The sequence below is a fragment of the Ruegeria sp. AL2 genome (genome assembly GCF_056540845.1).
In genome coordinates, this window is sequence record NZ_JBQFXM010000007.1 from 62113 (window position 1) to 81593 (window position 19481).

At 58.2% G+C, this 19481-nt stretch carries 19 protein-coding genes; 10 read left to right on the forward strand and 9 right to left on the reverse strand.

Translation table 11 applies throughout. The annotated features are described in order from the left end of the window. Positions 1–147: 147 nt before the first annotated feature. Together speB and ACR0ID_RS11295 are read right to left on the reverse strand one after the other, a co-directional pair. Positions 148–1092: an agmatinase gene (gene speB, locus ACR0ID_RS11290; RefSeq protein ID WP_480605446.1), complete on the reverse strand. Its 945-nt coding sequence runs from the start codon at positions 1090–1092 to the stop codon at positions 148–150. An 84-nt stretch (positions 1093–1176) separates the two neighbouring features. Next, on the reverse strand, positions 1177–2268 hold the full coding sequence (locus ACR0ID_RS11295) for an extracellular solute-binding protein (protein ID WP_480605448.1): 1092 nt from the start codon (positions 2266–2268) through the stop codon (positions 1177–1179). 172 nt (positions 2269–2440) lie between these two features. Between ACR0ID_RS11295 and ACR0ID_RS11300 the strand changes: the two genes are divergently transcribed. Further along, positions 2441–3241 (forward strand): helix-turn-helix transcriptional regulator, encoded by an 801-nt coding sequence (locus tag ACR0ID_RS11300; protein WP_480605450.1) that lies wholly within the window; start codon positions 2441–2443, stop codon positions 3239–3241. 186 nt (positions 3242–3427) lie between these two features. Here ACR0ID_RS11300 and ACR0ID_RS11305 read toward each other — a convergent pair whose 3' ends face one another. Further along, positions 3428–5125, reverse strand: a complete 1698-nt coding sequence (locus ACR0ID_RS11305) for an adenylate/guanylate cyclase domain-containing protein (RefSeq protein WP_480605452.1) — start codon at positions 5123–5125, stop codon at positions 3428–3430. Between the two features lie 86 nt (positions 5126–5211). Next, positions 5212–5919, reverse strand: a complete 708-nt coding sequence (gene sfsA, locus ACR0ID_RS11310; protein WP_480605454.1) for a DNA/RNA nuclease SfsA — start codon at positions 5917–5919, stop codon at positions 5212–5214. Positions 5920–5969: 50 nt separating this feature from the next. On the opposite strand from sfsA, the gene ACR0ID_RS11315 reads away from it, so the two are divergent. Genes ACR0ID_RS11315 through ACR0ID_RS11330 form a run of 4 tightly spaced genes read left to right on the forward strand, consistent with a single transcriptional unit; the run spans position 5970 to position 8886 of the window. After that, a complete protein-coding gene (locus ACR0ID_RS11315) occupies positions 5970–6692 on the forward strand; it encodes a competence/damage-inducible protein A (RefSeq protein WP_480474277.1) in 723 nt (240 codons plus the stop codon). Further along, positions 6689–7399: a GNAT family N-acetyltransferase gene (locus ACR0ID_RS11320; protein WP_480605456.1), complete on the forward strand. Its 711-nt coding sequence runs from the start codon at positions 6689–6691 to the stop codon at positions 7397–7399. Before ACR0ID_RS11315 ends, ACR0ID_RS11320 begins: the two co-directional genes overlap by 4 nt. Before the next feature lie 15 nt (positions 7400–7414). Continuing rightward, positions 7415–7987: a peroxidase-related enzyme gene (locus tag ACR0ID_RS11325; RefSeq protein WP_480474275.1), complete on the forward strand. Its 573-nt coding sequence runs from the start codon at positions 7415–7417 to the stop codon at positions 7985–7987. Further along, complete coding sequence (locus tag ACR0ID_RS11330) at positions 7984–8886, forward strand: OmpA family protein (RefSeq protein ID WP_480474274.1); 903 nt, start codon at positions 7984–7986, stop codon at positions 8884–8886. Before ACR0ID_RS11325 ends, ACR0ID_RS11330 begins: the two co-directional genes overlap by 4 nt. On the opposite strand, the gene ACR0ID_RS11335 is transcribed toward ACR0ID_RS11330, so the two are convergent. Beyond that, the gene (locus ACR0ID_RS11335) at positions 8879–9841 is read right to left on the reverse strand and encodes a sodium-dependent bicarbonate transport family permease (protein WP_480493955.1); all 963 of its coding nucleotides are present in this window, start codon (positions 9839–9841) and stop codon (positions 8879–8881) included. The genes ACR0ID_RS11330 and ACR0ID_RS11335 overlap by 8 nt on opposite strands. A 98-nt stretch (positions 9842–9939) precedes the next feature. Here ACR0ID_RS11335 and ACR0ID_RS11340 point away from each other — a divergent pair, with 98 nt between their 5' ends. After that, on the forward strand, positions 9940–10857 hold the full coding sequence (locus tag ACR0ID_RS11340) for a hydrogen peroxide-inducible genes activator (protein ID WP_480517998.1): 918 nt from the start codon (positions 9940–9942) through the stop codon (positions 10855–10857). 52 nt (positions 10858–10909) lie between these two features. Here ACR0ID_RS11340 and ACR0ID_RS11345 read toward each other — a convergent pair whose 3' ends face one another. Then, positions 10910–11815 carry a LysR family transcriptional regulator gene (locus ACR0ID_RS11345; RefSeq protein ID WP_480474271.1) on the reverse strand — a complete coding sequence of 302 codons (906 nt, stop codon included), beginning with the start codon at positions 11813–11815 and terminating at the stop codon, positions 10910–10912. Between the two features lie 404 nt (positions 11816–12219). Next, positions 12220–14247, reverse strand: a complete 2028-nt coding sequence (locus tag ACR0ID_RS11350) for an FAD-dependent oxidoreductase (RefSeq protein ID WP_480605459.1) — start codon at positions 14245–14247, stop codon at positions 12220–12222. Positions 14248–14384: 137 nt separating this feature from the next. On the opposite strand from ACR0ID_RS11350, the gene ACR0ID_RS11355 reads away from it, so the two are divergent. Both ACR0ID_RS11355 and ACR0ID_RS11360 read left to right on the forward strand, forming a co-directional pair. Then, complete coding sequence (locus ACR0ID_RS11355) at positions 14385–14876, forward strand: RNA pyrophosphohydrolase (protein ID WP_480605462.1); 492 nt, start codon at positions 14385–14387, stop codon at positions 14874–14876. 409 nt (positions 14877–15285) lie between these two features. After that, on the forward strand, positions 15286–16185 hold the full coding sequence (locus ACR0ID_RS11360) for a LysR family transcriptional regulator (RefSeq protein ID WP_480605464.1): 900 nt from the start codon (positions 15286–15288) through the stop codon (positions 16183–16185). Positions 16186–16259: 74 nt separating this feature from the next. On the opposite strand, the gene ACR0ID_RS11365 is transcribed toward ACR0ID_RS11360, so the two are convergent. After that, positions 16260–17249 (reverse strand): adenosine kinase, encoded by a 990-nt coding sequence (locus ACR0ID_RS11365; RefSeq protein WP_480605466.1) that lies wholly within the window; start codon positions 17247–17249, stop codon positions 16260–16262. Then, positions 17246–17890, reverse strand: a complete 645-nt coding sequence (gene nth / locus ACR0ID_RS11370; protein WP_480493953.1) for an endonuclease III — start codon at positions 17888–17890, stop codon at positions 17246–17248. Before nth ends, ACR0ID_RS11365 begins: the two co-directional genes overlap by 4 nt. 117 nt (positions 17891–18007) lie before the next feature. Here nth and ACR0ID_RS11375 point away from each other — a divergent pair, with 117 nt between their 5' ends. Next, positions 18008–18859 (forward strand): bifunctional helix-turn-helix domain-containing protein/methylated-DNA--[protein]-cysteine S-methyltransferase, encoded by an 852-nt coding sequence (locus ACR0ID_RS11375; protein WP_480474266.1) that lies wholly within the window; start codon positions 18008–18010, stop codon positions 18857–18859. Positions 18860–19036: 177 nt separating this feature from the next. Then, a complete protein-coding gene (locus tag ACR0ID_RS11380) occupies positions 19037–19471 on the forward strand; it encodes a glyoxalase superfamily protein (protein WP_480474265.1) in 435 nt (144 codons plus the stop codon). Positions 19472–19481 lie beyond the last annotated feature (10 nt).

Below are 19481 nucleotides of genomic sequence, written 5' to 3' on the forward strand. Positions count from 1 at the left end.
TACCGTCGCCCAAATAGAAACTGGTTCACCGCGCCACATGCAACTTTTCGACCATTTCGCTTGGACGTCTGACGTGTTGCACGGCCCCGATCGCTGTGCGAATGAGTTTTGGGCGGCGGCATCACTCACAAGCCATCTCTTTATCCGTTATTTTCGCGCCTTTGCTATTAAGCAAACCATATCCAGCAAGAGCGATGCACCGGCCAAAGCTGTAATCTCTGCATGATCGTACGGAGGGGAGACTTCGACGAGATCGGCCCCGACAAGGTTGACCCCGTCGAGCTTGCGTACCAAAGACTGCCCTTGATAGGTAGACAGTCCTCCGCATACCGGCGTTCCGGTTCCGGGCGCGAATGCCGGATCAAGCGCGTCAATATCGAAGGTCAGGTAAGCAGGCCGGTCTCCTACTGTCTCTTTGATGCGCGCAACCGTTGCATCAATCCCGTTCTCGTGAACCCAATTTGCGTCGAGTACCGTGAACCCGTGAGTCTTTTCATTCAGCGTGCGCATGCCTGCCTGCACTGACGTCTCAGGGGATATGATGCCTTCGACAGTGGCATGGTAGAACATTGAACCATGGTCGATCCGCTTTGGGTGTTCTTCCCATGTATCCGAATGGGCATCAATCTGGATCAGCGAAATGGGGCCGTGGCGTTCTGCCTGCGCCTTCAGGATCGGATAGGTGACCGAGTGATCTCCACCCATCGTCAGAAGAAAGGCACCGGATTTCAGGATTTCCCGCGCTTGGTCCTGAATTTGCAGCGCAATCTGCTCTGGAAAGCCTGGGTCGATATCACAATCGCCGTAATCAACCATGTTCAGGATTTCGAAGGGATCAAACCTCCAGGGCCAGGGCCCACCATCCCAGGCGAGGTTGGTCGATACAGCACGAATGGCACGTGGCCCGAACCTGCATCCCGGGCGATTGGTCACAGAGAGATCATAGGGAACGCCCCACGTGACCATATCCGCGCTCTCCAGATTGCGGGAATATTGTCGCCGGAACAGACTTGTCGCTCCGCTAAAGGTCGGCTCATACCCCATGCCCATTTCGTTTTGCGCCAGAAAGGCGCGGTCGGTTGAAGTCACCATTATTGGCTCCGTTCATTTTGATGATTGCTGCCCGAGTGGCGGGGTGTTGCAATTCTTTCCCGCCTTTGCCGGGCTTGGCAGGGTTCAGGTGCCGGATTTTACATTCGTCCAAAGACGGTTGCGATTGCGCAGCGTTTTCGCGCCGACACTCAGATCAGGGAAGAGCCGTCTCAATGTCGCCTCATCCGGGTAGATTCCCGGGTCGGTCAGAATGGCTTCATCTACGAACGTATCTGCTGCGGAGTTCGCATTCGCAAAATAGACGTAGTTGGACACTCCTGCGATGACATCAGGCCGCAGCATGTAGTCAATGAATCGATATGCCTCATCCGCCCGTGTTGAATCCACCGGAATGGACATGAGGTCGATCCACATCAAAGTGCCTTCGCTCGGAATTGTATACAGAATTTCGACACCATTGCCGGACTCCATGGCGCGGGCCTGAGCTATGCCGGCATCACCACTGTACATCACTGCCAAACAGGCATCTCCACCGGGCAAATCTGTAGATGCTTTCTGGTTGTGAAAATAACGAATGGACGGCGTGACGGCCTCGAAGAGGTCCTGAACCCTGTCGAGATCGGCGGGGTCATCGGAGTACGGGTCAGCCCCGAGATAGTTCAGCGCCACTGAGACCATTTCTACCGGTGAGTCCAGCACGGCAATCCCACAGTCGGCAAGCTTGGCGGCGATCTGAGGATCAAAAAGAACGTCCCAGGATGTGATGACATCCGTGCCCAGTCGCTCTTTGATCATGGTTGGATTGTAGGCAAGCCCTACTGTGCCCCAAGTGTAAGGTACGCCCAATTGCCGGGCACCGGGTATACTGTCGAGCGACGCCAGAATTTTCGGATTGAGATTGCCGTAGTTGCTCAGGCGCGCGGGGTCGATCGGATGCAACGCCCCGGCCTGAAACTCTCGTTGCGCATTGGACGCGGCGGGGAAAACGACATCGTAACCTGACGCCCCTGTCAGCAGCTTGGTTTCCAGAACTTCGTTTGAATCGTAATAGTCCAGGCTGACATGTGTGCCGGTCTCCTTTTCGTAGTCCGAAACTGTCGTTTCACCAAAGTAATCAGCCCAATTGTAGATTGAGAGGTCTTCGGCTGAAGCCGGAAAAGCGATCGCGAGGTTTGAGGCAATGGCAACAGCCGAAAGGCCAAAATGCGGTTTCATTGTTTCTCCTCCTTGTTGCAGGATTCCGCCCTGAATTTTCACGTCCGGAGAGGCTTTGGTGACGAGGCACAGTCAGCACCCCGGGCGAGCGTTCTGACATCAACAATGGAATCGAATGGCCATCACTGTAAATTTGCGGTAGGATATATATCTTTAGGTATAGGAATTGGCTATGTTACCAGATAGCGGCGACATCTCGTCGGCCAAGTGGGATGAGACCTACGCAATCTTGTTGGAGCGGTTGGAAACAGACTTCTTCCCAACAGCTCTGAGGAAGATGTTGGAACTGCATGTCAGTTTTGAATCGATGGTCCTCACGCGCTATCAGGATCAAGCACCACCTGTCTCGCTCTATCACGATCTCGACGACGTGCAGGCGGCCATATCAATTCAGTTTTATGCAACCGGCCCATACCTGCTGGATCCGTTTTCGCAAGCGTGTAGATCGGGAAAAGAACCCGGCGCTTACCGTCTCGCCGATTTAGTCAATGAGGCGTTCTTTCGTTCAGAGTACTACCGGACCTTTTATCGCAAGGTTCGGATCAGCGATGAGTTGGGGGTGCTGATAAGGCTAAACAGCGGGGACTGGGTCGTAATATCCCTGTCGCGAGGCGCCCGTCAGCCCCGGTTTACCCCTGAGGATGTCGCGAAGATCAATTCCATCCATAAGACCCTGTCGGCCGCCGTGATCCGAAACTGGAACCTGAGGGGTGCCGAAAGACAACCGGAAGCCCTGAATCAGGTTGAGGAACGGTTGGCCACTTTTGGTGCGGACAGGTTAAGCCCAAGAGAAGCCGAGGTCGTGCGCCTTGTTTTGCAAGGCCACTCAGCCGGCTCTGCTTCCGCATTTCTCGGGATCACCGAAGGTACAGTCAAAGTGCATCGCCACAACGCCTACTCCAAGCTGGGCGTCAGTTCACAGGCAGAGTTGTTTTCCGCAGCCACTCGATATTTGGCATCAAAGCCATCTTAACTTGGGAAATCCGTAGAACTTTCTTGTGAATGCGGCCAGGGCCGAGATTCACAAGGTGTTCTGGGTGCTGCGGGTGCAACCCACATTGCCGGCATTCGCTACGGGCGCAAAATCAGGACCTGGGCGAACTGACGGTTTTACGGGCTTTGAGGACGTGTTTGCCAGCACAATCCGTTTTCAGCGCCGCTATTCTGGCATCCCTGCCCGTCGAAGCGCCTCAAAATAACGTTCAGCGCCTTCTGAACCACCATAATCCACGTTGCTACGCCACCTCGAGATCGTTTCGCTAGGTTCCAATTGCAGCATCTGCATCAAAGCTGCAGACGCTTTTTCAGTTTCCCCAAGCATTGCGTGTGCAGCAGCTCTCGTGCTGTGAAGAGCGGCATAATCCTTTGAGAATCGCATACCTGCTTCTGCATAGGCGATGGCATCACGGTCTCGGCCGAGCATTACGCAAGAAGTGGCGGCACCTCCTGAAGCGCCCACGAAAACAGCCCCATACCGGCCCAAGCGAAGCGCCGTTTGAAAGCAGCTTAGTGCCATTTCAGGAAACCCAGCCCAATTATACCCCCACCCCATAAACAAATGAAGGCGGGCATCTAACGGTGCTCTTTTCTGGATTTGTTCAAGCGCCACGGACAACTTATCTGCATTCCCGTCCACATTATAGTCAGCCACGGCGACACTCAGATCAAGCGTTGGGTTTTGACCTGCCATGCGTCGCCCGGCCTCAATCCAAGATGGCAGTTTCTCGTAGTAGGTCGACAGTTCGCAACGCAGATTGTAAGTCCTCGCGCCATTCATTGTCCAAATAGCTTCGGCATAGGCGGCCGTGAGAGTTGGTTTGGCTTCAATCGCCTTGGCTTGATACGATAACGTTTCTTCGTAGCTGTCGATCCCGGCACCAGACCAAGCGATCATACCCTTCAGGACGCATTGCTCGGCAGTTAGTTCGTTTTCAGGCAGTACCGAAAGCTTTGCGGTCTCAAACTCGATCAAGGTTCCGCTTACGGCGTCCAACAGCTTTTCTACCACCTCATCTTGCCAATCGAAGATGGCTTCGACCACCCCATCGAACTTCTCGGTCCAGATTTCAGAATCAGAAGGATCATGTAAGCGGGCTTCCAGACGCAATCGATCCCCGTATCCACGTAGCACGCTACGAAGTGCATATCCCTTTGATGGTTCCGTCGAGGATACCGCTGCATTCAACCAGTTGATTGTTCGAAAATAGGAACCGAAATCCGAAGTCAGAGCTGCGGCCATTTCCTTTAGTTCAACGCGTTGGTCGCGGCATGAGACGGGATAAATGGAGAGCCTTGGCAAGTTCGTTTCAGCGAAAGAAACTGCTCTATGCGTGGGTGCCGCGTACAGTCCATGATGCATCCAGACATCTAGGCTGCGCTCGATGTTCTTAAGCTTCTTCTTCCCGACAGATTCGAAAGCAGCCGCCAGAGTGCGGTCAAGGTTCAAGTGTACTGGTTCAGAAATAGCGATGCCGCCGGATGGAGCAATGCTCTCAAGCCGCGCAGCAATGTTTACACCGTCACCCAGTATGTCGTCGGCTTTTTCTGTAATATCCCCAACATGAACGCCGATCCGCACTTTCATTAACGGGTGCTCAGCCAATTGTTCCTGTATCTGAATTGCTGCAGTCACAGCTTGTGCCGCACTGTCAAATCGAACCAACCAACCATCGCCCACGCTTTTCACGATCCGACCTGATTGGCCCACTATTGTTGGAGTGACGATGTCGGTTTCCAGATGATCGAGCATTTGCAGTGTTGCTTGCTCATCGTTATGCATGAGTGCCGAATACCCGACGACATCAGCGGCCAGTATTGCCGCCAACTTTCGTTGCAAATGTAGTCCATTGTTCGACATGCACTCGACAATAGTTGATAAGCCTCTTCAGACCAACTTGCTAAAGACGATGTCCACTCTGGGCGCCTCGCACCCATTCAGAGCCATCAGACACCAAACCGGGTTTCACTCGTGTCAACCCAAACCCCATCCGGTGATATCCGCGTCCCGCAGATCATCCGCTCTACGCCCATAGCCTGTGCCGCCTCGAACGCTGCTGCATAGGACGGGTCGATATCCGCGGCCAGCGCGAACCGGTCGCAATCGGTGCGTTGCACCAGGTACAGCATGATCGCCCGGTGCCCCTGCGTTGCCATCTGTGCCAGCTCGCCCAGATGTTTGGTGCCGCGGGCGGTGACGCTGTCGGGGAACTCGGCCAGACCGGGCTGACGGGAAAGGGTCACGCTTTTGACCTCGACATAGGCATCTGGCAGACCGGGGCCGCTCAGCAGGAAGTCGATACGGCTGTTTTGCCCGTATTTCACTTCGGGTCGGACGGTTTCATAAGCGGCCAGCTCGGGGATCTCGCGCGCCTCAAGTGCTGCCCGCAAGGCCCGGTTCGGGACGGAAGTATCGACCCCGGTGAAATGCCCGTTTTCGTGATCCACCAGCCGCCAGCCGAATTTCAGCTTTTTCTTAGGGTCGTCATTGGGCTCCAACCAGATCAACTGGCCCGGTTCAGCCAACCCCATCATGGATCCCGGATTGGCGCAATGGGCGGTGACTTCGCGCCCGTCGTCCAGCCTGCAATCGGCCAGAAAGCGTTTGTAGCGACGGATCAGGCGGGCGGGGACAAGAGGGGTTCCAAAACGCATGTCTCAGGGCCTATACCTGCCCCTGAAGACGATCAAGAGGAGTCCGCGCCATGGCCAATCCAACCGCAGCAATGCTGGTGATCGGGGATGAAATCCTGTCGGGCCGCACCCGCGATGCAAACATGCATTATCTGGCGCAGGAGCTGGCAAAACACGGCATTGATCTGAAAGAGGTTCGCATCGTCAGCGATGACGCCCCCGCCATCGAAGCGGCGGTCAAAGCGCTGTCTGACAGCCACGACACCGTCTTTACCAGCGGCGGCATTGGCCCGACCCATGACGATATCACCGCCGATTGCATTGCGCGCGCCTTCGACACCCCGATTGACGTTCGCGACGACGCGCGCGCGCTGTTGCAGGCGCATTACGACAAGTCCGGGCTGGAACTGAACGCCGCCCGCCTGCGCATGGCGCGTATCCCGGATGGCGCGACATTGATCGACAATCCGGTCTCGACGGCGCCGGGTTTCACCCTGAAGAACGTGCATGTGATGGCCGGGGTGCCGCTGGTGTTTCAGGCTATGGTCGCCAGCGTCCTGCCCACGCTGACCGGTGGCAGCCCCTTGTTGTCGCAAACCCTGCGCGTGGACCGGGGCGAAGGCGATATCGCCGCAAACCTGTCTGCGCTGGCCGAGGATTTCAGCGATCTGTCCATCGGTTGCTATCCGTTTCAGATCAACGGGGCCTTTGGGGCCAACGTGGTGGTGCGCGGCACCGATGGCAGCCGGATTGACGCGGCCATGACCCGTCTGGCGAAAGAGCTTGCGCTTTGAGCGGCGACTGGGCTGACATCGTCGACGGCACATGGCCTGCCGCGCGGTATCGCAGGCTGGGGCCGTTTCAGCTGCGCGAAGGGCAGGGCGGTGGCTCGCGTGTTTCTGCGGCCAATGCACTGGCCCCGGCCAGCGATGCCGATATCGACGCGGCCGAGGCCGCGATGCAGGCCATGGGGCAGAAATCCATCTTCTGCCTGCGTCCGGGGGATGAGGCGCTGGATGCAAAGCTGGCGCAACGGGGATATGACATCCTTGATCCGGTCAACATCTATACGTGCCCCGTCTCTCGCCTCACCGATCAACCGATCCCTCCGGTCATGGTGTTTTCGGTCTGGGAGCCGCTTGAAATCATGCGCGAAATCTGGGCGGCCGGTGGGATCGGGCCCGAACGTCTGACGGTGATGGAGCGCGCGAAGGGTCCCAAAACCGGTTTGCTTCTGCGCCACAACGACAAGCCCAGCGGTGCAGCCTTCGTAGCGATGCACGATGATGTCGCGATGCTTCATGCGCTTGAAATCCTGCCCGCGCACCGCCGTCAGGGGCTGGGTCAGTGGACCATGCGCGCCGCGGCGATTTGGGCAGGTGACAACGGCGCACAAAGCCTCAGTGTGATCTGCACCAAGGCCAATGAAGGTGCCAATGGTCTCTATCGCGCCCTCGGGATGGAGATCGCCAGCGAATACCATTACCGTCACCTTGTCTGAGCAAAAGGGGTCGCCATGACACAGAAAGACATGCCCACCGCGCTGAACCTGCCCATGGTCGATCCGCTGCCGCCGGAAACGCAGAAATATTTCGATATCTGTGTCGAAAAGCTGGGCATGGTGCCGAATGTGCTAAAGGCAAACGCCTTCGACATCGACAAGCTGAACACGTTCACGGCTATGTATAACGATCTGATGCTGGCCGACAGCGGCCTGTCCAAGCTGGAGCGCGAGATGATTGCCGTGGTCGTTTCGTCGATCAACAAGTGCTTCTACTGTCTGGTCGCGCATGGTGCCGCGGTGCGGCAGCTTTCGGGCAACCCGCAACTGGGTGAGATGCTGGTGATGAATTACCGTGTTGCACCGATCGAGCCCCGGCAGCGCGCGATGCTGGACTTTGCCGCCAAAATGACAACCGCCAGCGCCGAGATCGAAGAACCCGACCGCCAGAAACTGCGCGATGCAGGCTTTACCGACCGCGATATCTGGGACATTGCCAATGTTGCCGGGTTCTTCAACATGTCCAACCGGGTGGCCAGCGCCACGGCAATGGTGCCCAACCCCGAGTATCACGCGCAGTTTCGATGATCCGGTCAGCCGCCCTCATTGCCACGCTTTTTGCGGGGCCGGTTCTGGCGCAGGACCTGACCCTGCCAGCCAGCGCCCGCCAGATCAGCGACCGCACCTCGCCGTTGGACAGCTATGACCTGCCAACGGGGCCTTTTGCGAATGGCGCGGTGCCTGCTGACACCCTCGAAGGCCGGGTTGAACGCTACACGTGGCGGCTTCAGGCGGGCTCCAGCACAACCCTCCAGCTACTGGCCCCGCTGCGCGACCAGATCGAGGCTCAGGGCTACAAGATTCTGTTCGAATGTGATGCCCGCGCCTGTGGCGGGTTCGACTTCCGCTTTGGCACCGAGGTCGTTCCGACCCCGGACATGTATGTCGCCATTCAGGATTACCGTTTCCTGTCGGCCACCAAGGGGTCTGTTGCCCTCAGCCTGCTGGTCAGCCGCAACCCCCCGGACGGGTATGTCCAGATGATCCGCGTCACGCCCCAGAATGCACCGGACCCTGTTCCGGTCGTGATCGAACAGGCTGTCGAGGGGTCGGGCGGGCTGCTCGAAGCACTGGCAACATCGGGTCACGTGATACTGGACGATCTGCATTTCCCAACCGGTGAGGTTGCGCTGGACGAGGGGACTTATGCCTCTCTGACCCTGCTGGCCGGATATCTGGCCGAAAATCCCAAGATGCGCCTGGCGCTGGTGGGGCACACCGATGACACCGGCGCGTTGCAGGCCAATATTGCGGTCAGCAAAAGTCGGGCCGAGTCCGTCCGCACCCGTCTGATTGATGCGCATGGCGTGGCCGCCGACCGGATCGAGGCACAGGGCGTCGGCTATCTGTCCCCGCTCACATCGAACGCAACCCCCGAAGGGCGAGAGCTGAACCGCCGGGTCGAGGCGGTCTTGCTCGTCAACTGACCCACCACAGGTACAGCGGCAATCCGACTGTGATGTTGAACGGAAAGGACACACCCAGCGACAGGGTCAGATAAATCCCGGCCTCGGCCTTTGGCAGTGCGATTTTCATGGCGGCCGGAACCGCGATATAAGACGCCGAGGCCGACAGCACCATGAACAGGAACAGGCTGCCTTGCGGCAATCCGATTACCGCACCGACGGCCCAGGCCATCAGCGCGCCGATCAAGGGCATCAATACGCCAAAGGCGAACAGGCCAACCGACAGTTTGTCGCGATTGCTGATCAGGCTACGCCCCGCCGAAAGCCCCATATCCAGCAGAAACAGGCACAGGATGCCGGTGAAAGGCGTGACGATGAAAGGCGCGATCATCTGCATGCCTTCACCCCCGGTTATGGCCCCGATCAGGAACGCCCCGGTCAGCAGCACAATTGATCCATTGGCCAGCAGATCACGCCACAGCTTGTCATCCTTGACGCCATTTCCGCCGGTCTTGTGCGCCAGCCACAGCGCCGACAGAATGGCCGGTACCTCCATCGCTGCCGCCACCGCTACCATGAACCCGTCATGGGCAAGACCTACCAGATCCAGCAGACTGGTGGCGGTGACAAAGGTGACAATCGAAATCGACCCGTAATGCCCTGCGACCGCCGCAGCGTTCAACGCATCCAGCCGTGTCATCATCCTCAGCAGGGCAAAGGCCACGAAGGGGATGGTAAAGGACAGGGCCACGCCGCCCAGCAGGGTCAGGAACAGTTGCAAATGGATGCCGTGCGCGGCCAGGCTGGCACCGCCTTTGAACCCGATGGCCAACAGCAGGTAAAGCGACATGAACTTGGCCGCGCCCGCCGGGATAGACAAATCGCTGCGCACAAAAGCGGCCAAAAGCCCTAGGGCAAAAAACAAAATGGTGGGCACCAGCAGGTTGCTGGACAGCGTCTCGATCACTCCGGGCATACTTGACTCCTGATCCCTCGTTTCAGGGCTAGGTGCCTTGCAAAATTGATATCGCCAAATACTATCTTGTTAAGTTTAATATAGTTTCAGGTTATGAAATGCGCCCAACCCTGCGCCAATTGGAATACATCGTCACGGTCAGCCGCCTCGGACGGTTCAGTTTGGCCGCCGAAGTGCTGAATGTCAGCCAACCCAGCCTGTCGGCGCAAATTGCAACCGTAGAACAAGAGCTTGGCGTTCGGATCTTTGACCGCAATCGCGGCGGAATTCAGGTGACCACAAAGGGGGAAGAGTTCATCTCGCGCGCGCAAAGGATCCTTGCCGAGGTCAAGGACCTGCGCCACGCCATGACCAACGATATGCCGGTTGGAGGAAGGTTGCGGTTAGGCGTTTTGCCTTCGATCGGGCCATACCTGTTGCCGCAAGCCATCAAAGAGGTGCACCGCCTGCGCCCCGGATTACGCATTGTCGTGCGCGAGGAAAACACCCGCGATCTGGAACAGGGCCTGAAATCCGGTCGATTTGACCTGATCCTGTCAACGCCCGAGGATCACCCCAATACCGTGCAACACCGCTTGTTCAACGAACCCCTCTGGGTCGCGGTGGCCGTTGACGACGTTCTGGCGCAGGACCCCCAGGGCGTCAGTGCCGCCGACTTGCAGAACCGGCTGTTCCTGACCCTTGACCAAAGCCACCGCCTGTCGCGCATCGTCTATGCGCTGGCAGCGGAATGCGGAGGTGTGGTTTCGGATGAGTATGAAGGCACGACGCTTGATTCCATTGTTCTGATGGCGGCTTCGGGTGTTGGGGTTGCGGTACTGCCTGATCTTTATGCTCGCAGACAGGGGATCTACCGCGACGAGGTGCGCCTGCGACCGCTGTCCATTCCCAATGCAAATCGCGATATCGCATTGCTGGCGCGCAATGCCGAAACGCCGCCGCCGGGCCAGAACGTATTGATGGAAAGCCTGCGCTCTTCCGCGCGATCCATGGGTCTGACGGTGATCGGTTCATAAAAAAAGGCCCGCACTTTGACATGCGGGCCAAAGGTTGGTCTTCAGGGAGAAACTACCAATCCATCGGGCTTTTGTCTTCGAACGCATCGACCAGGAAATCGATGAAGGCCCGGACTTTGGGTTGTGTGAAGCGGCCGGGCGGGTAAACGGCGTAAATGCCTTGTACCTCGTCCGGCAGGGACGGCATGGCATCGACAACCTGCCCCGATTTCAACGCCTCGGCATAAAGATAGCTGGGCAGATACGCGATCCCCAGCCCTGAGATAGCCGCGTTCAGCAGCGACTGTCCGTCATTCACGCTCAGCCAGCCCGCGGTGCGCACCTGACGCTTTTCACCGGACGGTGCGGTCAGCTTCCAGACATTGCCTGACGACTGGCTGGAATAGTGCAGCAACTTGTGTTCGTTCAGATCGTCGATCTTCTGCGGGCGTCCGAACCGTTCGATATAGCTGGGCGCGGCAACCATGCGTTTGACCGTTTCGGTCAACTTGCGGGCGCGCAACGTGCTGTCTTCCAGCTCGCCGATGCGCACGGCCACGTCAAATCCTTCGGAAATCAGTTCGACATAGCGGTTGTTCAGAACCATGTTCACGGTGATGTCGGGGTAGACGGCCAGGAAATCGGACAGGACCGGTGACAGATGATTGACGCCGAAATCCGTGGCAACGCTGATGCGCAGCAGTCCAGACGGGGCCGATTGCATCGATGTGACCAGCGAATCTGCTTCACCCGCATCATTCAGAACGCGACGTGCGCGGTCATAATAGGCCAGGCCGATTTCCGTCGGCGACACCCGGCGCGTGGTGCGGTTCAGCAACCGGGCCCCCAGACGCGCTTCGAGGCTCGAGACGTGTTTGGACACGGCCGATTTGGAGATGCCCATCTTCTTGGCCGCATCGGTGAAGCCACCCTGGTCCACCACATTGGCGAAGGCTTCCATTTCGGTCAGTCGGTCCATACTCGTTCCCCAGATATTGATTTCCAACCCGACTATCGCTCTGAATCTGGGCGGAATCGGGGCATACATGGGATAATATCAGGGATTTGAATCGGATCGTTTGCGTATGAGAAACGCGGAAACAGTAGTTTCCAAACCGGTCCTGAACCCTGCGATACTGCGTTTTCCGCGCAATTATGCGTTTCTGTTCATCTTAGAATGGCATTTTTGTGACCACAGACGGGGTCAAGAAATCCGTTTTCACCATCGCCGTCCTTGCCTGCCGAAGGGTGCCGTTCTAGCCCGCGACCACGTGATCCGCCGTCCAACGGTGAAGACGTGGATCAAGCGGAGTTTTGCAACGGCCTTTGGCGCATTGGGTGCCAAACTCGCGCTGTCCGACTGGGAAACGTTAAACCGGGCGATCAGAATTCCGCTGCCAGCCGCGTGCCCTGATTGATCGCGCGCTTGGCGTCCAGTTCGGCGGCGACATCCGCACCCCCGATCACATGGGGGGTGATGCCCCGCTCGATCAGCGCGTCCGCCAGTGACCGTTCGGACACCTGACCGGCACACAGCACGATGGTGTCGGCCGCGATCACCGTCGGGTCCGCGCGCTCTTCGCCAAAGCTGACATGCAAGCCGTCATCGTCGATGCGCTCATAATTCACGCCACCCACGAATTTGACGTTCTTCATCTTCAGTGTTGCCCGGTGAATCCAGCCTGTGGTTTTGCCAAGACCTTTGCCGTGCGCCTGTTTCTTGCGCTGCAACAAGGTGACCTGACGCGCGGGGGCGCTGGGTTGCGGCCCCTCGGGCGCCAACCCCGCACGGTGTTCAGCCGGGTCCGTCACGCCCCATTCCTTCATCCATAGCGGCAGGTCGGTCGTGGCGCTGTGACCCTCTTCCAGCAGAAACTCGGACACATCAAAGCCGATGCCACCGGCCCCGATCACGGCAGCAGTCTTGCCAACCTCGGCCTTGCCGCGCAGCACGTCGATGTAACTCAGCACGTTGTCCCGATCCTCCCCCGGTATCTGCGGATCACGCGGTCTTACGCCGGTGGCGATGACTACCTCGTCAAAGCCGGTCAGGTCATCTGCGCCAACCTCGCGGTTCAGTTCCACCTTCACGCCCAGATCATCCATCATGGTGCGGTACCAGTCGACCAGTCCCCAGAATTCTTCTTTCCCCGGCACCTGCTTGGCCATGTTCAGCTGCCCGCCGACCTCATCAGCGCGGTCGAACAGGGTGACGTCGTGACCGCGCTGGGCCGCGATCATTGCGGTCGACAGACCGGCAGGGCCTGCACCCACAATGGCAATGGATTTGCGCGTTTTTGCTGGTTCAATCACCAGTTCGGTCTCATGACAGGCGCGCGGGTTCACGAGGCATGAGGTCAGCTTGCCACTGAACGTGTGATCCAGACAGGCCTGATTGCAGGCAATGCAAGGCGCGATCTTTGCCGCCTGATCTGCCATCGCCTTGTTGACGAAATCTGCATCCGCCAGCATCGGGCGGGCCAGCGAGACCATGTCGGCGCAACCGGTCGACAGAACCTCTTCGGCCACCTCGGGCGTGTTGATCCGGTTTGATGTGATCACCGGTATCCCCACCTTGCCCATCAGCTTCTTGGTCACCCAGGCAAAGGCCGCACGCGGCACGCTGGTGGCAATTGTGGGAATCCGCGCCTCGTGCCAGCCGATCCCGGTATTGATGATCGTGGCCCCGGCCTTTTCGATCTCCTGCGCCAGTTGAACCACCTCGTCATGGGTCGAGCCGTTGGGGACCAGATCGATCATCGACAGCCGGTAGATGATGATGAAATCGGTGCCCACCGCCTCACGCGTGCGGCGCACGACCTCTATCGGCAGACGCATCCGGTTCTCATAAGACCCGCCCCAGCGGTCGGTGCGCTTGTTGGTATGGGTCACAAGGAACTGGTTCAGAAAGTACCCCTCGGACCCCATGATCTCGACCCCGTCATAGCCCGCCTTTTGCGCCAGTACGGCTGCGTTGACGATATCGCTGATCTGCTTCTCGATGCCCTCTTCATCCAGCTCAGTGGGCGGGAACGGAGAGATCGGCGATTTCACCGGGCTGGGGGCCACGCATTTCGGCCCGTAGGCATAGCGCCCCGCGTGCAGGATCTGCATCGCGATCTTGCCGCCCGCTTCATGTACGCGCTGCGTCACGATGGAATGGTGCGCCACGTCCTTGTCGCTCACCATCATCGAGGCCCCCGGCAGGACCGAGCCTTCAATGTTCGGACCTATCCCGCCTGTCACCATCAAGGCTACGCCACCCCGCGCCCGATCCGCATAGAACTCGGCCACCCGGTTCCAGTCGCCGGTCTCCTCAAGCCCCGTATGCATCGAGCCCATCAACACGCGGTTTTTCAACGTGGTAAAGCCCAGATCCAGCGGGGCCAGCATATTCGGGTACGCAGTCATGGCGGAACTCTCCCTCCTGAATTTGCCCGCTAGATTGACGTTCGCGTCAACTTTGTCACGCGAAACCCCACGTCACCCTCTTTGCTGTGGCGCCGGTGATTGCTAGAGGTGGGCGGAACAACCCGATGAGGCCGCGCATGACCCCCGAAGAAATCGCCAAACTGCCCTATCGCCCCTGCGTCGGGCTGATGCTGATGAATGCCGAAGGCAAGATCTTCGTGGGACAGCGCAACGACCGCCACGCGGACGCCTGGCAAATGCCGCAGGGCGGTGTGGACAAGGGCGAAGACCCCCGCGTCGCGGCCCTGCGCGAGCTGTGCGAAGAAACCGGGGTCACAGCTGATCTGGTCGAAGTCATCGCCGAAACCGAGGGCTGGCTGCCCTATGACCTGCCCCATGACATCGTGCCCCACATCTGGAAAGGACGCTATCGCGGGCAGGAACAGAAATGGTTCCTGCTGCGCTTCACCGGCGCCGACGATCAGATCAACATCGAAACCGACCACCCGGAATTCACCCGCTGGAAATGGCAGGAGCCCGACCGGCTGATCGCCGAAATCGTGCCCTTCAAGCGCGATGTGTATGAGCGCGTGGTCGAGGCTTTTTCCGACTATCTAAACGAACTCTGATCGCTAGGGATGCTTTTCAGGTTGTTCCGCTAAGCGGGACGAAACGGACACGCAACAATACACAAAACTGCGCAATCCCATTGGAGCCACGTTCAAAACCAAGATGGGTAGCACTGCATCAGGTACTGAACGTCCAATTCACTTTGAAATGCCTCAGGGTGGCTTTGCATCATTTCTTGAATGAACTCCCGTCGTTGTCGTGTCGCTTCATGGGTGTTCTCGCAGCACCGCGAAGGATCAGGGGTACGTTCAAACAGTTTGTGCAACAATCTGAAAGGTTTCCAAATATCGAGTTGTGGGGTGATGTGCAAAGTCATCGTTAGCCACCTTGGTTCATGGGTTCTCCATTCAGGTTATTGGCCAGCATCACCTTCTGGTATCGTGCTTGAATTTGTGCTGTTCTACATAAATGCAGAGCGAGAATTGGAACTGGTCCGATGTACGCGTTTTTCTGATGGTCGTCAGAGAGGGGTCGACGCTGGCCGCTTCTCGCAAACTCGGCATGGCCCAACCTACTGTGGCTAGGCGTATTGATGCATTGGAACATGCAGCCGGACTAGTTCTGTTCGAGCGTGACACCAGAGGCTTCAAACTCACGAAAAACGGACTCAATCTCGTCAAGAGCGCCGAGACGCTCGAAGCCGCAGCAAATATGTTTGCCAGACATGCAGGTGAATTGGCGGCAACAAAACCCATTCGCATCACTGCATATTCAGCGAACTTCTCGCCGCGAATGGTCGATATTGTCAATGAATTTTCAGCAAGTAACCCCGGCATAGCGTTTGAGTTCTTGCCTTCAGTGAGAGCTCTGGACCTGATGGCAGGTGAAGCAGATATAGCGCTACGATTGGTGCGGACTGAACCTGACCAAAATTTGATTTCAAGGAAGATTAGCGACGCGAAGTGGTCGCTGTTTGGTGGGAAAAGTTATGAGCAGGAATTTGGATTACCCACCTCATCTCAGGATTTGAAAGGCCACAGGTTCGTCACGTTCCAAAGAGGGGACGTCCCCAACGTTTTTCACCATTGGTTAGTTGAACGCATTGAGCCCCAGCAGATTGTGGCGACCTATAGCGAACTGGACTTAATGCATTCGGCGATCAGGGCGGGTCAAGGGTTGGGAATAAGCAACGTGAAGTTGCTTGAGCCGGACAAAACCCTCATCAGGTGCTTCGACGAGATCGAGGAGCTGTCAGCGCCACATTTGTTGTTGGTTTCACCAGATGCCTACCGACGACCTGAAGTTAGAGCCTTCGTCAAATATTTCGCACCTCGCTATGCGGTAATTTTTAAGGAACAAGCCACCTAAGGCTGAATGAAGCTGCAGCCGACAAGATTGCGAGTTCCCTTCTGAGATGAGAGTTGACGTAGTCCACCTTGGACTCAAAGCAACCCTTCTTCCCGCAACAATTCCAGCATATCCGCTTCGGGTCTTGGGCCGATATGGCTGATGACCTCGCGGGCGCAGACGTTGCCGATCCTGGCGCAGGTCTCGTAATCGCGCCCTGTGGACATTCCATACAGGAACCCCGCGGCGAACTGGTCACCGGCACCGGTTGCGTCTACCGGCACGATCCTCTTGACCGGCACGTCGATGCGCGCGCCTCCGTTCAGGACGGTCACGCCATCACCCGAGCGCGTGCAAACCACCAGCGGGCAAATCTCGGCGGTCTTGATCAGCGCCTCTTCCAGATCGTCGGTTTCAAACAGCGATTTGATTTCAGCCTCGTTGCCGATGACGAAATCCAGCTCATTCTCGATCAGCAGCAGGAAATCGACCCGGTGCCGTTCCACGCAAAACGGGTCGGAAATGGCGATCCCGGTCTTGCCGCCGCCCTTGTGGCAGGCGCGCGCGGCCTCAAGAAACGCGGCCTTTCCCTTTTCCTTGTCGAACAGATAGCCCTCAAGGAACATGATCTGGCTGCTTCCGGCGACCTCATCGGGCACGTCATGCGACGACAGTTCCGAGGAGATGCCCAGATAGGTGTTCATCGACCGCTCGCCATCGGGCGAGACAAAGATCATCGAGCGCGAGGTCGGCAATTCCCCGCCCGGAACAGGCGGGTTCACGAAATCGACGCCATCTTCGTTCATCGCATCCGCATAGAACCGGCCCAGCGCGTCGTCATGCACCCGCCCGATAAAGGCGGCATCCAACCCCAGCGCACCCGCGCCCGCAATCGTGTTGGCAACAGACCCGCCCGGCGTCTGTACCCGGCCCTCCATCGAGGCATACAGCAGCTCGCCGCGCTCCTGCTCGATCAGCTGCATGATGCCCTTTTCAATGCCCATCAGTTCCAGGAAACTGTCATCGGCCTGCGAGATCACGTCCACAACGGCATTTCCGATACCGGTCAGCTGGTAGGTTTTCATAATGTCTTGTCCTCGAATTGACAGAGATCACGGATGATGCAGGTCGGGCATTGCGGCTTGCGCGCCTTGCAATGGTACCGGCCATGCAGGATCAGCCAGTGATGCGCATGGAGTTGAAAATCGGCGGGGATATTGTCTTCGATGGCGCGCTCGACCGCGTCCACGTCCTTGCCGGGGCAGATGCCGGTGCGGTTGCCGACGCGAAAGATATGCGTGTCCACAGCCTGCGCCGGCTGCCGCCACCACATGTTCAGCACAACGTTGGCGGTCTTGCGCCCGACACCCGGCAGCGATTGCAGCGCTGCACGGGAATTTGGGACTTCACCGCCATAGTCTTCGACCAGAATACGGCTCAACTTGATGACGTTCTTGGCCTTCTGGCGGAACAGTCCGATGGTCTTGATATGCTCGATCAGGCCCTCCTCGCCCAGATCCAGCATCTTTTGCGGCGTATCGGCGATCTTGAACAATTCGTTCGTGGCCTTGTTGACCCCCGCATCGGTTGCCTGCGCCGACAGCGCCACGGCCACGACCAGCGTGTAGACATTCACATGCTCAAGCTCACCCTTGGGTTCGGGGTCGGCCTCCTGAAAGCGCGTAAAGATCTCGCGGATCGTATGATAGTCGAGTTGCTTTGCCATCCGGGCCTTAATGCCGCCCGAGGGGCCGCGACACAAGCCCAAAGCCAATGCGCAAGTTCCGGGTCGCGGCAGCGTGTCGCGCGCGCTATGGTTTGTGCCAGACAATGAGGTGCAACCATGAACGTCCAGACCCCCGAAAGCGGATACCACTATAACGTCATGCGCCGGGCAATCGACCTGATTGATCAGGGCGGTGAAACCCTCAGCCTCGATGAGTTGGCCCGCCAGATGGATATGAGCCCAGCGCATTTCCAGCGCCTGTTCTCGCGTTGGACTGGTGTGTCGCCAAAACGGTATCAGCAATACCTTACGCTGGGCCATGCAAAGGCGCTGCTGCGCGAACGGTTCACCACGCTTGAAACCGCCCATAATGTCGGCCTGTCCGGCAGTGGCCGCCTGCATGATCTGTTCCTGAAATGGGAATCCATGAGCCCCGGCGAATACGCCCGCAAGGGCACGGGTCTGACGATCTACTGGGGCTGGTTCGAATGCCCCTTTGGTCCCGCGCTGGTCATGGGCACCGACAAGGGGATCTGCGGCATCGCCTTCGGGGCCGAAACCGGAGAGAAGGCGGCGATGGAGGATATGGTCTCGCGCTGGCCCAACGCGGATTATGTCGAAGATACCATGCGTCTGCGCCCCTGGGTTCTCAGCGCTTTCGGCACGGCCCGCGACCGGTTAGAGCCGACGCCGCTCTACCTGATCGGCTCGCCCTTGCAGATCAAGGTATGGGAAGCACTGATGCACATCCCGTCGGGGCAGGTGACGACCTATTCCGAGATCGCGCAGCGCGTGGGTTCGCCGCAGGCCGTGCGCGCCGTGGGCACGGCGGTCGGGCGAAACCCGGTCAGCTGGCTGATCCCGTGTCACCGCGCCCTGCGCAAATCAGGGGGGTTGGGCGGCTATCACTGGGGTCTGCCGGTCAAAAGGGCCATGCTGGCCTATGAGGCGGCGCAGGCCGACGCCTGATTGACAGAAGGCCCGACCGCTGCCAAAAAGCACCGCAGGTTCGGGTCCCCTGCCGTTCGCGGCCATAGGCTTTGGTGAAACCCGGTTGAACAAACATCTGTTGCCCTTTCCCGGCGCGCGGATGGTAATGCGAACCCCGTCCTAAACTCGCGCCCGTTCAAGGAAACGAGGCAAAACATGACACTGTCACAAGACATCGCTCCGCTGGAGGAGCTGAAAGAGCAGGCCAAACGCCTGCGACGGAAACTGCACGACACCGGCGTTCAGCTGTCGCACGGTCAGGCCCTGGAACTGGTGGCTCATCAACATGGGGTGCGCGACTGGAACACATTGCACGCGATGGCGGGCAACCGGATGCGCTTGCGCGTGGGCGACCGGGTCGAAGGTCGATACCTGGGCCAGCCCTTCACGGCGGAAATTCGTGGTCTGACCATGCTGGGGGACGGTGCACACCGCCGGGTGACCTTACAGTTCGACACGCCTGTCGATGTAGTCCGGTTCGACAGTTTCTCGGCCTATCGCCAGCGCGTGACAGGAGAGATTGGCTGGGACGGTCGTTCCCGTCGCCATACGTCCGACGGGGAACCCCAGCTAGTGGTGCGGCCTGTCTGACATAACACGG